This is a genomic window from Pseudomonas sp. QL9, from assembly GCF_041409665.1.
In the GTDB taxonomy this organism is placed as follows: domain Bacteria; phylum Pseudomonadota; class Gammaproteobacteria; order Pseudomonadales; family Pseudomonadaceae; genus Pseudomonas; species Pseudomonas knackmussii.
Window position 1 is genome coordinate 1,472,499 of the sequence record NZ_CP166971.1, and the last position, 14,577, is coordinate 1,487,075.

The 14,577-nt window shown below is 67.4% G+C and carries 13 protein-coding genes and 1 pseudogene; 9 read left to right on the forward strand and 5 right to left on the reverse strand.

Annotated elements, in window-relative coordinates; translation table 11 throughout:
• The 9 genes and pseudogenes from ACA097_RS06980 (at position 1) to ACA097_RS07020 (ending at position 8,401) form a co-directional block, all read left to right on the forward strand.
• Entirely contained in the window at positions 1 to 951 is a 951-nt protein-coding gene (locus ACA097_RS06980; protein ID WP_371369350.1) for an ABC transporter permease, read from the forward strand.
• On the forward strand, positions 941 to 1,747 hold the full coding sequence (locus ACA097_RS06985; protein WP_160285975.1) for an ABC transporter permease: 807 nt from the start codon (positions 941 to 943) through the stop codon (positions 1,745 to 1,747). Before ACA097_RS06980 ends, ACA097_RS06985 begins: the two co-directional genes overlap by 11 nt.
• Positions 1,748 to 1,842: 95 nt before the next feature.
• The gene (locus ACA097_RS06990; protein WP_371369352.1) at positions 1,843 to 3,267 is read left to right on the forward strand and encodes a gamma-aminobutyraldehyde dehydrogenase; all 1,425 of its coding nucleotides are present in this window, start codon (positions 1,843 to 1,845) and stop codon (positions 3,265 to 3,267) included.
• Positions 3,268 to 3,511: 244 nt separating this feature from the next.
• The gene (locus tag ACA097_RS06995) at positions 3,512 to 5,023 is read left to right on the forward strand and encodes an APC family permease (protein WP_052355185.1); all 1,512 of its coding nucleotides are present in this window, start codon (positions 3,512 to 3,514) and stop codon (positions 5,021 to 5,023) included.
• A gap of 134 nt (positions 5,024 to 5,157) precedes the next feature.
• Entirely contained in the window at positions 5,158 to 5,634 is a 477-nt protein-coding gene (locus ACA097_RS07000) for an ester cyclase (RefSeq protein WP_160285972.1), read from the forward strand.
• 149 nt (positions 5,635 to 5,783) lie between these two features.
• Positions 5,784 to 6,077, forward strand: a pseudogene (locus tag ACA097_RS07005) (methyl-accepting chemotaxis protein); the annotation flags it as partial.
• On the forward strand, positions 6,078 to 6,944 hold the full coding sequence (locus ACA097_RS07010) for a cache domain-containing protein (RefSeq protein ID WP_236658399.1): 867 nt from the start codon (positions 6,078 to 6,080) through the stop codon (positions 6,942 to 6,944).
• Between the two features lie 253 nt (positions 6,945 to 7,197).
• On the forward strand, positions 7,198 to 7,851 hold the full coding sequence (locus ACA097_RS07015) for a response regulator (RefSeq protein ID WP_043249710.1): 654 nt from the start codon (positions 7,198 to 7,200) through the stop codon (positions 7,849 to 7,851).
• Entirely contained in the window at positions 7,835 to 8,401 is a 567-nt protein-coding gene (locus tag ACA097_RS07020; protein WP_371369355.1) for an Hpt domain-containing protein, read from the forward strand. Before ACA097_RS07015 ends, ACA097_RS07020 begins: the two co-directional genes overlap by 17 nt.
• A gap of 132 nt (positions 8,402 to 8,533) precedes the next feature.
• On the opposite strand, the gene ACA097_RS07025 is transcribed toward ACA097_RS07020, so the two are convergent.
• From ACA097_RS07025 to ACA097_RS07045, 5 genes are all read right to left on the reverse strand, one after another.
• Complete coding sequence (locus ACA097_RS07025) at positions 8,534 to 8,863, reverse strand: hypothetical protein (protein ID WP_043249704.1); 330 nt, start codon at positions 8,861 to 8,863, stop codon at positions 8,534 to 8,536.
• Positions 8,864 to 9,000: 137 nt separating this feature from the next.
• On the reverse strand, positions 9,001 to 10,107 hold the full coding sequence (locus ACA097_RS07030) for an NADH:flavin oxidoreductase/NADH oxidase (RefSeq protein WP_043249702.1): 1,107 nt from the start codon (positions 10,105 to 10,107) through the stop codon (positions 9,001 to 9,003).
• Between the two features lie 687 nt (positions 10,108 to 10,794).
• Positions 10,795 to 12,510, reverse strand: coding sequence for a single-stranded-DNA-specific exonuclease RecJ (recJ, locus tag ACA097_RS07035; RefSeq protein WP_043249701.1), 1,716 nt, complete (start codon positions 12,508 to 12,510; stop codon positions 10,795 to 10,797).
• A gap of 155 nt (positions 12,511 to 12,665) precedes the next feature.
• On the reverse strand, positions 12,666 to 13,205 hold the full coding sequence (locus ACA097_RS07040; RefSeq protein ID WP_043249699.1) for a YaeQ family protein: 540 nt from the start codon (positions 13,203 to 13,205) through the stop codon (positions 12,666 to 12,668).
• A 67-nt stretch (positions 13,206 to 13,272) separates the two neighbouring features.
• Positions 13,273 to 14,439 (reverse strand): diguanylate cyclase, encoded by a 1,167-nt coding sequence (locus tag ACA097_RS07045; protein WP_371369359.1) that lies wholly within the window; start codon positions 14,437 to 14,439, stop codon positions 13,273 to 13,275.
• Positions 14,440 to 14,577: the final 138 nt, after the last annotated feature.

A 14,577-nucleotide genomic window follows, 5' to 3' on the forward strand; every position in this document is an offset into this window, starting at 1 on the left:
ATGGAACTGACGCTCAACGCCGAGCGGCCAGTAGCGGGCAACGGCCCGCTGCGCCGGCTGTCGAACCTGCTCTACCGCAAGCCCAACCTGTACCTGTCGCTGCTGCTGGTGCCGCCGCTGCTGTGGTTCGGCGCGATCTACCTGGGCTCGCTGCTGACCCTGATGTGGCAGGGCTTCTACACCTTCGACGACTTCACCATGACGGTGACGCCGGACCTGACCTGGGCGAACTTCGCCAACCTGTTCAACCCGGCCAACTTCGACATCATCCAGCGCACCCTGGTGATGGCGGTCGCGGTGTCCATCGCCAGCGGCGTGGTGGCCTTCCCCATCGCCTACTACATGGCGCGCTACACCACCGGTAAAACCAAGGCGTTCTTCTACATCGCCGTGATGATGCCGATGTGGGCGAGCTACATCGTCAAGGCCTACGCCTGGACCCTGCTGCTGGCCAAGGGCGGCGTCGCCCAGTGGTTCATCCAGCACATGGGCCTGGATGGCCTGCTGAACCTGCTGCTGGGCCTGCCGGGCGTGGGCGGCAACACCCTGTCGACCTCGCACCTGGGACGCTTCCTGGTGTTCGTCTACATCTGGCTGCCGTTCATGATCCTGCCGATCCAGGCCTCCCTGGAGCGCCTGCCGCCGTCGCTGCTGCAAGCCAGCGCGGACCTCGGCGCGCACCCGCGGCAGACCTTCTTCCAGGTCATCCTGCCGCTGTCGATCCCGGGCATCGCCGCCGGCTCGATCTTCACCTTCAGCCTGACCCTGGGCGACTTCATCGTGCCGCAGCTGATCGGCCCGCCCGGCTACTTCATCGGCAGCATGGTCTACGCCCAGCAGGGCGCGATCGGCAACATGCCGATGGCCGCCGCCTTCACCCTGGTGCCGATCGTGCTGATCGCCGTCTACCTGTCCATCGTCAAACGCCTGGGGGCCTTCGATGCACTCTGAGAAAGCTTCCTTCGGCCTGAAAGCGGCCGCCTGGGGCGGGCTGGTGTTCCTGCACTTCCCGATCCTGATCATCTTCATGTACGCCTTCAACACCGAAGACGCCGCGTTCAGCTTCCCGCCGCAGGGCTTCACCCTGCACTGGTTCAGCGTCGCCTTCGCCCGCCAGGACGTGCTGGAGTCGATCACCCTGTCGCTGAAGATCGCCTGCATCGCCACGCTGATCGCCATGGTGCTGGGCACCCTGGCCGCGGCCGCGCTGTACCGCCGCGACTTCTTCGGCAAGGAAGGCATCTCGCTGATGCTGATCCTGCCGATCGCCCTGCCCGGCATCATCACCGGCATCGCGCTGCTGTCGGCGTTCAAGACCCTCGGCATCGAGCCGGGCTTCCTGACCATCGTCATCGGCCATGCGACCTTCTGCGTGGTGATCGTCTACAACAACGTGATCGCGCGCTTCCGCCGCACCTCGCACAGCCTCATCGAAGCCTCGATGGACCTGGGCGCCGACGGCTGGCAGACCTTCCGCCACGTGATCCTGCCGAACCTCGGCTCGGCGCTGCTGGCCGGCGGCATGCTGGCCTTCGCGCTGTCCTTCGACGAAATCATCGTGACCACCTTCACCGCCGGCCACGAACGCACCCTGCCGATCTGGCTGCTCAACCAGCTGACCCGCCCGCGCGACGTCCCGGTGACCAACGTGGTGGCCATGCTGGTGATGATGGTGACCATGCTGCCGATCCTCGGCGCCTACTACCTGACCAAGGGCGGCGAAGGCGTGGCCGGGAGCGGCAAGTAAGAACCCCTCAGGTTGGCCGGTCAGTTGTCCGGCCAGCCCCCTACAAGAACGATAACGACGACCTTGCACCCTGCTCCTGAAAGAGGACCGATCCCATGCAAACCAAACTGCTGATCAACGGCCAACTGGTCGCCGGCGAAGGCGAGAAACTCGCCGTCCTGAACCCCTCCCTGGGCACCGCCCTGGTGGAGATCGCCGAGGCCACCACCGCCCAGGTCGATGCCGCCGTGCTGGCCGCCGACGCCGCCTTCGACAGCTGGTCGCAGACCGCCCCGAAAGACCGCTCCCTGCTGCTGCTCAAGCTGGCCGACGCCATCGACGCCAACGCCGAAGAACTGGCCCGTCTGGAATCGAACAACTGCGGCAAGCCCTACAGCGCCGCGCTGAATGACGAGCTGCCGGCCATCGCCGACGTGTTCCGCTTCTTCGCCGGCGCCAGCCGTTGCCTGCAAGGTTCCGCCGCCGGCGAATACCTGCCCGGCCACACCTCGATGATCCGCCGCGACCCGATCGGCGTGGTCGCCTCCATCGCGCCGTGGAACTACCCGCTGATGATGGTCGCGTGGAAACTCGGCCCGGCCCTGGCTGCCGGCAACACCGTGGTCCTCAAGCCCTCCGAGCAGACCCCGCTGACCGCCCTGCGCCTGGCCGAACTGATGGCCGAGATCTTCCCCGCCGGCGTGGTCAACGTGGTCTTCGGCCGCGGCCCGACCGTCGGCGAGCCGCTGACCACCCACCCGAAAGTGCGCATGGTCTCGCTGACCGGCTCGGTCGCCACCGGCAGCCGCATCATCGCCGGCACCGCCGACACCGTTAAGCGCATGCACATGGAACTGGGCGGCAAGGCCCCGGTGATCATCTTCGACGACGCCGACATCGACGCCGCCGTGGAAGGCATCCGTACCTTCGGCTTCTACAACGCCGGGCAAGACTGCACCGCCGCCTGCCGCATCTACGCGCAGAAAGGCATCTACGCCAAGTTCGTGCAGAAGCTCGGCGAGGCCGTCGCCAGCATCCAGTACGGCGAGCAGGACGACCCGAACACCGAGCTCGGCCCGGTCATCACCGAGCAGCACCTGGAGCGCGTCATCGGCTTCGTCGAGCGCGCCCGCCAGCAGCCGCACATCGAAGTGGTCACCGGCGGCAAGCGCGCCGACCGTCCGGGCTTCTTCTTCGAGCCGACCGTTCTCGCCGGCGCCCGCCAGGACGACGAAGTGGTCCGCCGCGAAATCTTCGGCCCGGTGGTTTCGGTCACCGAGTTCGACGACGAAGCCCAAGCCCTGGCCTGGGCCAACGACTCCGACTACGGCCTGGCCTCCTCGGTGTGGACCAGCGACATCGGCCGCGCCCATCGCCTGGCCGCGCGCCTGCAGTACGGCTGCACCTGGGTCAACACCCACTTCATGCTGACCACCGAGATGCCGCACGGCGGCATGAAGCTCTCCGGCTACGGCAAGGACATGTCCATGTACGGCCTGGAGGACTACACCGCCATCCGTCACGTGATGTTCAAGCACTGAGTTCCATCCGGTGCGTCCACGGGGCCGGCACCTGCCGCTCCCGTGGGCCAACCGGCGCACGGTGCGGCGCGTAGGCCGCGCCCCCGAAGCAGGGGAGCTTCGGGTGATTCACCTGGCGGGTCGCCATTCGGGCCTCGCCGGCTAACCAAGCTCGACAACAAGAACAGCCCGCAGGGGCACAGGCAGACGATCTCGTCGGCCGGTCACCACCGCCAACGCTGCCTTCCTAAACGAGGGAAAACGAATGAGCACGCCATCCGCAGCCGATCGCGACGCAGAACAACTGCGCGCGCTGGGCTACACGTCCAACTTCAATCGCACCATGAGCCTGTGGGAGAACTTCGCCCTGGGCTTCACCTACCTGTCGCCCGTCGTGGGCGTCTACACCCTGTTCGGCCTGTGCCTCGCCGCAGGCGGCCCGCCGATGTTCTGGTCGTACCTGCTGATCGGCCTCGGCCAGCTGCTGGTCTGCCTGGTCTTCGGCGAAGTGGTTTCGCAGTTCCCGATCTCCGGCGGCGTCTACCCCTGGGCGCGTCGTCTGGTCGGCAAGCGCTGGGCCTGGATGGTAGGCTGGATCTACGCCTGCGCCCTGTGCGTGACCATCGCCGCGGTCGCCGTCGGCGCCGGCCCGTACATCGCCGCCATGCTCGGCTTCGCGCCCAGCTCGACGACCAACATCTACGTCGCCCTGGTGCTGACCCTGCTGGCCACGCTGATCAACCTCAGCGGCACCAAGACCCTGGCGCGCATCGCCATGTTCGGCTTCCTCTGCGAACTGGCCGGCGCCGTCGTGGTTGGCGTGTACCTGCTGCTGTTCGAACGTCACCAGCCGTTCAGCGCGCTGTTCGACACCTTCGGCATCGGCTCGGCTGAAGGTTCCTACCTGCCGGCGTTCCTCACCGCCTCCCTGGCCGGGATGTTCCTGTACTACGGCTTCGAGGCCTGCGGCGACGTCGCCGAGGAAACCCCGAACCCGAGCAAGCGCATTCCCAAGGCCATGCGCATGACCATCTACATCGGCGGCGTGGCGGCGATGTTCGCTTGCCTGGCGCTGATCCTGGCCGTGCCGGACATGGCTGCGGTGATCTCCGGCAAGGACACCGACCCGGTCGGCACCATCCTCAACAACGCCTTCGGCCCGATCGGCTCGCGCGTGGTGATGGCCGTGGTGACCGTGTCCTTCGTCTCCTGCGTGATCAGCCTGCAAGCCGCCGCCAGCCGCCTGCTCTACGCTTATGCGCGGGACGAGATGGTGATCGGCAGCGGCCTGCTCAAGCGCCTGTCGCCCAACACCCACGTGCCGGTGCCGGCGCTGATCACCTGCGGCGTGATTCCCGCAGCGATCATCGCCCTGGGCTTCGTGCTGGAGGACGCCGTGGCGACCATCGTCAGCTTCGCTGCCATCGGCATCTACCTGGCCTTCCAGATGATCGTCGCCGCCGCGCTCTTCGCCCGTGCCCGCGGCTGGGTGCCGAGCGGCCAGTTCACCCTCGGCAAGTGGGGCACGCTGGTCAACATCGGCGCCCTGCTCTATGGCGTGGGTGCGATCGTCAACATGGCCTGGCCGCGTAGCCCGGCTTCGCCCTGGTACATCAACTACGCGATGGTCCTGACTACGCTGATCGTGATCGGCGCAGGCCTGGTGTACATGTGGCTGCGCAAGCCGTACGACCGTGGCAACGCCCCCGCCGGCGACGCCTGGAAAGTCAGCGGCCGCACTACCGCCAAGGGTGCCGGCGCGGCCGAAGCCGCCTGATGCACCCGCCGCCGGCCGCGTGAGAGCGTGGCCGGCGGCAGCGTTCCAGGTGCGCCGGCACGCAGTAATGCCGGCGCGCCGAACCCGGGCCAAAGGCCCAACACCCGCGGGCGGTGCCCGCAACGGAGGCAAGCATGCGTCACCTCATCAGAGCGCTCTACCTGCTGTCGCTGTTCACCCTCGCCGGCGTCGCCCAAGCGGCCCAGACGCCCAAACAGATCGTCGACGCCTACATGGCCGCGTGGAACGCCCACGATGCCGAGAAGGCGGCCAGCTACATGGCCAAGGACGTGGAGTACTTCGACGTCACCGTCGGCACCCCGCAGAAAGGCCATGACGCCGCGCGCGACAACGTGATCAAGGTATTCGTCAACGCCGTCCCGGACCTGAAGTGGAAAATGAACGGCACGCCCATCGTCAGCAAAGACGGCATCGCCTTCCAGTGGACCTTCAGCGGCACCAACACCGGCGCCTGGGATGCCCAGACTCCGGCCACCAACAAGCCGCTGTCGTTCGACGGCGTGAGCTTCGTGAAGGTCAAGGGCGGCAAGATCGTCTACCAGGGCGATTACTACGATGCCCTGGGACTGCACAAACAATTAGGCTGGTAAGCCTTCGGCTGGCGGGGCGACACGCCCGTTCCGCCACCTTCGCAATCGGCCGCTCAGGCTTTTGCCAGAGCGGCCGACACATTCATAACAGCGTGATTTCCTCGCCTGCCGCCACAGACGCCCATCGACAGCCAACGCAGTAACCCATCATGCAGAGCACCCTCGTACGCCCCGCTGCGGCCAAGCCGGCAGCCACCGATGAAACCCGCTCGACCATCGACCAGGTCAAGCTGCTGATCGCCGACCTCAACCTGCGCTGGACCGAGATCAGCAAGGTCTCCGAGGTCATCAAGCAGATCGCCAAGAACACCAACCTGGTGGCGCTCAACGCCGCCATCGAAGCCGCCCGCGCCGGCGAGAGCGGCCGCGGCTTCGCCGTGGTCGCCGACGAGGTGCGCCGCCTGGCCACGCAATCGGCCAACGCCACCGCCGACATCGGCAACGTGGTCGCCTCGATCCGCAGCGAGAGCGCCAAGGCCCTCTCCGACGTCGAGCGCGCCGAGCACTCCAGCCTGCTGGATACCGCGCAGGTGCTGCTCTCCAGCGAGGCGCAGCGCCTGGAGGCGCGCTTCTCGAACATGGCCACGGCGCTCTATGGCCTGAAGAACTTCATCGTCGGCATGAAGAGCCGCAACCTCGGCCCGCAACGCGAGCAGGTGGACGCGGTGATGCAGGAATACCTGAGCCGTAATCCCGACCTGCTGGCCTTCGCCTGCGGTTGCGAGCCCAATGCCCTGGACGGCCGCGACGCCGAGTTCGCCGGCGCCAGCGGGCATGACGCCACCGGCCGGCTGATGGCCTACTGGCACCGCGGCAGCGGCCTGCCGCAGCGCGAATGCCTGGTCGGCTACGACCGCGCCGACGGCTCCGGCGACTGGTACCAGGTGCCGCGCGACAAGGGCCGCGATGTGTTCATGGAACCCTACGAATACGCCGTCGGCGGCTCCACGGTGCTGATGACCTCGTTCATGACGCCGATGTACGCCAATGGCCGTTTCCTCGGCATCCTCGGCGCCGACTACACCCTGCAGCAACTGCAGGAAAGCCTGGCGCCGCTCACGCCCATGGGCAACGGCCACTACCAGCTGCTGTCCAACGCCGGCACCTGGGTCAGCCATCCCGAGGCCGCACGCCTGGGCGGAAAGGCCAACGACCTTCCGGCCGAAGCCTTCGCCGCCATCGCCCAGGGCCGCGCCTGGCAACAGCAGAAAGGCAGCCACGTCGACATGCTGCAACCGATCCGTGTCGGCGACTGCGACCTGCCCTGGGCGCTGCGCCTGAGCTTCGAACTGGCGCAAGCCGGCGCTTGATCCAGGCCTGGTCGCTGCCGTGCAAAGCGCGGCGGCGATCAGGCGCCCTCCTGCCTCCGTTCCTCCTCCCGTGACTCCGCAGTCACCCGCGCCAGCCCTCGCCCGCCCCTGCGCAAAAGCGGCCGCGCCTGGCAGATACGGGAAAAGTCCTACGCATCATGGGAACATTTCCTTCTGACGTTTCGTGGACATTACGCCGGCAAAAGACACCTCAAGTGTCAGACCTTTCATTCACCTTGCCTGCGTTGCACCGATGCCCACTCGAATCATTCTCGTCGACGACCACCCCATCACCCTCATCGGCATGCGCTGCCTGCTGGAAGCCGACCCGCGCCTGACCATCGTTGGCCAGGCGCAGGACGCCGATGGCCTGCAAGCGCTGCTCAAGACCCATGCCTGCGACCTGCTGATCACCGACCTCATGCTCGCCGGCGCGCAGCAGGCCGACGGCCTGCAGATGATCCAGCGCGTCCGCCGGCACTATCCGCAGCTGCCGGTCATAGTGGTGACCATGCTCGATCACCCGGCGCTGGTGCGCGCCCTGCTCGACCTGGGCCTGCGCGGCCTGGTGAGCAAGCGCGGTCTGCTCACCGACCTGCCCCGGGCCATCCTCAACAGCGAGCGCAAACCCTTCCTCTCGCACAGCTTCGAACAGCAATTGCGGCGTGTCGCCGACCAGACCGGCGAGACGCCGGTCTGCACCACGCTCTCGCCGCGCGAAGTGGAGGTGCTGCGCCTGTATGGCGGCGGCCTGACCGTGGGCGAGATCGCCGGACGCCTGAACCGCAGCAAACAGACCATCAGCTCGCAGAAGTGCAGCGCCATGCGCAAGCTCGGGCTGGATACCAACGCCGCGCTCTACCTCTATCTCCAGGAAAGTGGACTGGCCCATGCGCCCGCTTGCTGAGCGCGTCGCCTGCGATTTGCCGGCCGGCAGCCTTGCGGTGTTGCTGCCACTGAGCGCCGGCGCGCTGTTCACCCTGGCGCATGTGCCGAACACCCTGCTCCCGGAGTTTCCCTGGCAGCCGCTGTCCGACGCTGCGCTGGTCATCTCGGCCCTCGCGCTGATCTGGCGCCGTAGACGACCAGAGTGCGAGACAGCCCGGCGCAAGTCCCTCATGTACGAGGCCGGTTTCGACCTGGACCACCTGAGCGGCCTGAATGCCGACCCGCATTGGCTCGCGCAGCTGCTCGGCGCGCTGCGCCACAACCTCATCGAGGAGCGCCAGCGCCTGCAGTCGGCGGCTCAATGGCACGAACCCCTGCAGCAGGCGCTGCACCGGCTCAGCGGGCTCGCCTGCACCATAGATGCCCCGGGGTTGCTGCGCGCCTGCCAGGACGTGGAGCAGGCGCTGGAGTGCAATCCGGCCGGCATCGGCGAGCAACTGGAGCGACTGCGGGCCTGCCTGGGTGCGCTGCTCGAAGACGTCGAACGCCGCCTGGCCGATCCGATCTAGGCGCCGGGCGATTTCCAGACGCGTCCAATGGGCGCTCCAACGCCCCTGCGGCAGACTGCCGCCTCCGTCGCACCGGCCAGCGTGTGCATCCGTGTCCCCCACGCAGGCCGGTGCGGCGGCTCCCGAACGGGATCAGTCGTGGCTGGGCAGTTCGGTGATGTGGATTTCCGTGAGCACCGGCTGCGGCTTCACGCCGGTGCGCTTGAGCAGCGGGCAGAAGCGCGCCAGGCTGCCGATCAGCTGCCACTGGGTATCGAGGTCGGCGGCCAGGTGGCCGATGTCGTTCACCGCGCGCTGGCCGACCTGCTGCAGGTGCGGATCGGTGCTGCGACCGAGCTCCAGGGAAAGCTGGCCGAGCAAGGTGCTGATGGCGGACATGTTGCGGGTCGCCAGGGCCAGGATGTTCGCCAGGAGGGCGATCTCCGACTCCGGCATGGCGGAGGGTGGGGTGCGGGCGTCCATGCTCTTCCTAGGGGCTAGTGCGTCATCCTGACGCGATGCCGGGGAGGATAGCAGCAAAATGGCATTACGTGACGCCCCTCACAGTTTCCGACAGGGGATTCGCAGGGGGCCGTCCGACGAACGGCCCCTGCCCCTTCTCAGGACTCGCCGAAGGGTTTGCGCGCCGGCGTGCCGCGATGGGCCGCGCGCAGGTACTGCGCCGGCCAGGGCACCTGCTGGCCGCCCAGCTCATCGGCGGCATTCAGCGGCCAGTAGGGCTCGCGCAGCAGCTCGCGCGCCAGCAGGATCAGGTCGGCCTGGCCAGTGCGCAGGATGTGCTCGGCCTGCACCGGCTCGGTGATCATCCCGACGGTGCTGCTGGCGATCTCCGCTTCCTTGCGCACGCGCTCGGCGAACTGGGTCTGGTAGCCGGGACCCACCGGGATCTCGGCGTTCACCGCAGTGCCGCCGGAAGACACGTCGATCAGGTCGACACCCAGCGCCTTCAGGCGTCGCGCCAGCTCGACGGTTTCGTCCGGGTTCCAGCCGTCCTCCACCCAGTCGGTGGCCGACAGGCGCACCAGCAGCGGCAGTTCCGCCGGCCAGACCTCGCGTACCGCCTGGGTCACTTCGAGCAGGAAGCGGATGCGGTTCTCGAAGCAGCCACCGTACTGGTCTCGGCGCTGGTTCGACAATGGCGAGAGGAACTGATGCAGCAGGTAGCCGTGCGCGGCATGCACCTCGACCACCTTGAAACCAGCGGCCAGGGCCCGCTCGGCGGAGCGCACGAAAGCCTGCACCACGCCGGCCATCTGCTCTTCGGTCAGCGGTGTGGGCGTGGTGTGCTTGGGATCGAAGGCAATGGCCGAAGGCGCCACCGGCACCCAACCGCCCTCGCTCACCGGCACGCTGCCGGGCTTGGCCAGCCAGGGCGCATAAGTACTGGCCTTGCGCCCGGCGTGAGCCAGCTGGACGCCGGCCACCGCGCCCTGCGACTCGATGAAACGGGTGATCCGCCGCAACGGCTCGACCTGTTCATCCTTCCACAGGCCCAGGTCTCGATCGGTGATGCGCCCTTCCGGCACCACGGCGGTGGCCTCGACCAGGACCAACCCGGCGCCACCCACGGCGCGGCTCCCAAGGTGTACAAGGTGCCAATCGTTGGCGAGGCCGTCCTCGGCGGAGTACTGGCACATGGGGGAAACGCCGATGCGGTTGGGCAGGGTCAATTGGCGCAGGGTCAGGGGCTCGAACAGCTGGCTCATGGCTACACTCCCTCGGTTCTTTCAACGAATGATCGACACTTCAACTGTAGTCGGACGTTTCGTTCAGCTGGGAGAAAAAGCGGACGACGGTGTAGGAGCGGATCTTATCCGCGAACTCCTGGCACGGTGCCTTCCTGTAGGAGCGGATTCATCCGCGATCTTTTCGCGGACAAGGGCTAGGCGCCCCCGTCGCTCCTACAGTAACGCGCGATATTTCCCTTCACGTCTTCCCCGCGAACGCGGGGATCCAGAAAGCGGATTTCCAGAGGAGCTTCCGCACGCGCCAGGCCGCCCCTTACAGAAGGCCGAGCGAAACCCGGGCTGAGGAGGTCATGCGACATGGATGTCGCTAGAGCCCCGATCTGTACAGGGACGTACTGTCGGGGCGTGCCTCCGGTGCGCGGGAGTTCGCGAGGGTAGCCCGGCCTCATCGGGCCCGTATGTCGGGGCAAGCGTTCTTGGTTACTTCTTAGGCGTTTGTAAGAAGTGACTCGCCGAGAGGCGAAACAAGAAACACCCGAACAAACCGAAGCGGCGCGTTACACCCAATCAAGATTCTGGGTCGCCGCGTTCGCGGGGATGACAAGAACGTGTAGGAGCGGACCTTGTCCGCGAAAAATCGCGGATGAATCCGCTCCTACAGGGGGGCACCATTCGCGGATGGGATCCGCTGGGAATCCACCGCCCTCAGCGCGGCGCCAGGTGCACCACCATCAGCTGCACGCTTTCGTTGCCGCGGTATTCGTTGACGTCCAGCTTGTAGGCCATCTCCGCCCAGCGCACGGTCGGGTTCGGCCAGACCTCGCGGTCGACGTTGAAGGCGATGCCGTCAAGTTGCAGCGAGCCGCATTCGGTCTTGAGCACCAGTTTCAGGTGGCGCTCGCCGACGATGCGCTGCTGGACGATCTGGAACACCCCGTGGAACAGCGGCTCGGGGAAGTGCTGGCCCCAGGGGCCGGCCTGGCGCAGGGCGCGGGCAAGTTCCAGGTGGAATTCCGGCAGGCCGAGTTGGCCGTCGGAGAGGATGCGCCCGGTGAGGTCGTCCTCGTCGAGCTGGCGGCGCACCTCGGCGTCGAAGGCCGCGGCGAAGGCGCCGAAGTTTTCCTGCGGCAGCGACAGGCCGGCCGCCATGGCGTGGCCGCCGAACTTGCTGATCAGGCCGGGATGCCGCGCTGCCACCGCGTCCAGCGCGTCGCGGATGTGCAGGCCATTCACCGAGCGGGCCGAGCCCTTGAGCAGCCCATCGCCGGCGTCGGCGAAGGCGATGGTCGGGCGGTGGTAACGCTCCTTCAGGCGCGAGGCGAGGATGCCGATCACACCCTGGTGCCAGTCCGGGTCGAACAGGCACAGGCCGAAGGGCATTTCCTCTTCCGGCAGTTCCTTGAGCTGGGCCAGCGCCTCGCGCTGCATACCCTGCTCGATGGCCTTGCGGTCCTGGTTGAGCTGGTCGAGTTGCACCGCCATGTCGCGGGCGACGGCCTCGTCCTCGCAGAGCAGGCATTCGATGCCCAGCGACATGTCGTCCAGGCGCCCGGCCGCGTTCAGGCGTGGGCCGAGGATGAAGCCGAGGTCGGTGGAGGTGATGCGCCGGGCGTCGCGGCCGGCCACTTCGAGCAGTGCGCGCAGGCCCGGCCGGGCCCGACCGGCGCGAATTCGCGCCAGGCCCTGGTGCACCAGGATGCGGTTGTTGGCGTCCAGCGGCACCACGTCGGCGACGCTGCCCAGGGCCACCAGGTCGAGCAGTTCGGCGAGGTTCGGCTCGGGGGTGCCGCTGCGGGCGAACCAGTCCAGCTCGCGCAGGCGGGCGCGCAGGGCAAGCATCACGTAGAAGATCACGCCGACCCCGGCCATGGCCTTGCTGGGGAATTCGCAGCCCGGCTGGTTGGGGTTGACGATGGCGTCGGCGGCCGGCAGTTCGTGGCCAGGCAGGTGGTGGTCGGTGACCAGCACGCGCAGTCCGGCGGCCTTGGCCGCGGCGACGCCCTCGATGCTGGAGATGCCGTTGTCCACGGTCACCAGCAGGTCCGGACGCTTTTCAAGCGCCACGGCGACGATTTCCGGGGTCAGGCCGTAGCCGTATTCGAAGCGATTCGGCACCAGGTAATCGACCCAGGCCGCACCGAGCATGCGCAGGGCCAGCACGCCGACGCTGCTGGCGGTGGCGCCGTCGGCATCGAAGTCGCCGACGTAGAGGATGCGCTGGCGCTTCTCCAGCGCCTCGACCAGCAGCTCCACCGCCGCGTCCACGCCCTTGAGCAGCTTGTACGGGATCAGCCGCGCCAGGCCCTTGTCCAGCTCGTCGGCGGACTTCACGCCACGGGCGGCGTACAGGCGGGTCAGCAGGGGCGGCAGGTTGCCGAGGTCGGGCAGGGTTGCGGGGAGCGGGCGGGGGTCGATGCGCATCGGGGGTCCAATCGATTCTTTTTGACCAGTCTTCGCGCCTTGCGAGCTAGAGCACGGCAAGGCGAGAACAGGCATGGGCGCGGAGTTTACAGCTGTAAATGAGCAAGCCCGGGCCTGTTCTCAACGCAGCCGGGCCGACGCGCAGCTAGCGCGAATCAGCGCTCGCCCATCAGCCATTCCAGCTGCAATTCATGCTGGCCGTTCTCGTCGGTGACGAAGATCGTCCCCTCGCTGATCATCACGGTCCAGTTGATCGAGCGCGGCAGGTCCTTGGCCAGGGCCTCCAGCGGCTCCTGGGGCACGGCGGCGACGTTTAGGTTCTTCAGGTGGCGCACGCCGTCGAGGACCTTGGTGGTCCACACGCGCAGGTTGCCGTAGGCCAGCAGCGAGAGCTTCTCGCAGCGGCGCGAGCACCAGACCAGGCGGTCGCTGTCCGGCTGGCCGACTTCGATCCAGTGCAGGATGCGGTCGTCCAGGCTCTTTTCCCACAGCGACGGTTCTTCCACGTCCGACAGACCACGGCCGAAGGACAGCCGCTCGTTGTACCAGATCACGTAGCCCAGCAGGCGGACGGCCAGGCGCTCCTCGGTTTCCGAGGGGTGGCGCGCGACGGTGAAGCGCAGCGTCTCGTAGACCCCGCGATCGAGGTCGGTGAGGCTGATGTCGGCTTTGTAGGGGGTGGCGGAGAGGGCCATGGTCTATCCCGGCGATGCGAAGGCGGCAAGTCTACTCCGATTGCGCTGACATCGCTGCCAACTCGCGTCAGACACGTCCCTCGGATTCCGGCCCGGGCGCCGACAATTCAATGCGGTTGCGGCCCTTGGCCTTGGCCCGGTAGAGCGCCTGGTCGGCCAATGCGAGCAGGTGCGCAAGCCGGTAGCCGCCATGCTCGCTGGTGACCACGCCTATGCTCACGCTGAGCACCCCCTCGCCGATGAACGGCAGTTCGGCGAACTCGCGGCGAATACGCTCGGCCACCTGACAGGCGGCCTCGGTGCCGGCCTCGGCCAGCAGGCAGGCGAACTCCTCGCCGCCGATACGGCCGAACACGTCCTGGCGGCGCATGCGCGAGGCGGTGATGCGGCTGAATTCGAGCAGCGCGCGGTCGCCGGCGGGATGGCCGAAGGAGTCGTTGAGCCGCTTGAAGTTGTCCAGGTCGCAAACCAGCAGGGCCACCGGCTCTTCGCGCTCGGCGCACAGGCGCAGCAGGCGCTCGCCCTGTTCCATGAAGGCCCGGCGGTTGCCGATGCCGGTCAACGGATCGCTCAGCGCGGCGACGCGCAGCTTCAGCTCGGCGCGGTCGCGAACCATGGTCAGGGTGGTAAAGGCCATGCCGACGCTGACCAGCAAGGTCTCGAACACCAGCACCGCGAAGAAGGTGGCCTCTATACCGGTGCTCGCTTCGCTCGGCAAGCCCGGATCGAACAGCAGCCGGACGAAGTAGAAGCAGGCGTTGAACAGCAGCAGGCCGAGCGACGGCCACAGCGTGACTTCGAGCGCGCGCCGGCTGCGCCACAGCTCGCTGGCCGCCAGCAGGCAGTAGATGACGGCCAGCAGCGAATAGAACTTCACCCGCAGCGGCAGCGAGGCCATGAAGCCCGGCCAGAGGCAGGCCAGCAGCCAGAGGCCGGCGCCGGCGCAGATGCCGAGCACTGACGCCTCGCGCCCGGCGAAGCGGCGCATGCCGGTCCAGAGCAGCCCGTAGGACAGCATCATGAGCGTATTGCCGAGCACCACCGCCGGGGTTACCAGCTCGAAGGCGCGCAGGCTGATGATCAGCGTGGCCAGGGCGCCGATCAGCTGCACCGCGCCGAGGTAGCCCAGGGTCGGCTCGCGACGGCCGCCACGCCAGGCGACCAGCATGAGCGCACCGACCAGGATGAGGACGAACAGCTCGGCGAGGAGCAGCGTCGGTACGCTCAGTTGCATGCGCCCTCCTCCCCATGCCGCAACGAGAGCGACGGGCAGCCTGCAGGCAGGGCGGAAGCGAAAGCGGACATGGACGCGATACCGGGCCGGACGGTCGGAAAATACGGAAGGAATGTTCTTACTCTACGCGCCAGACCG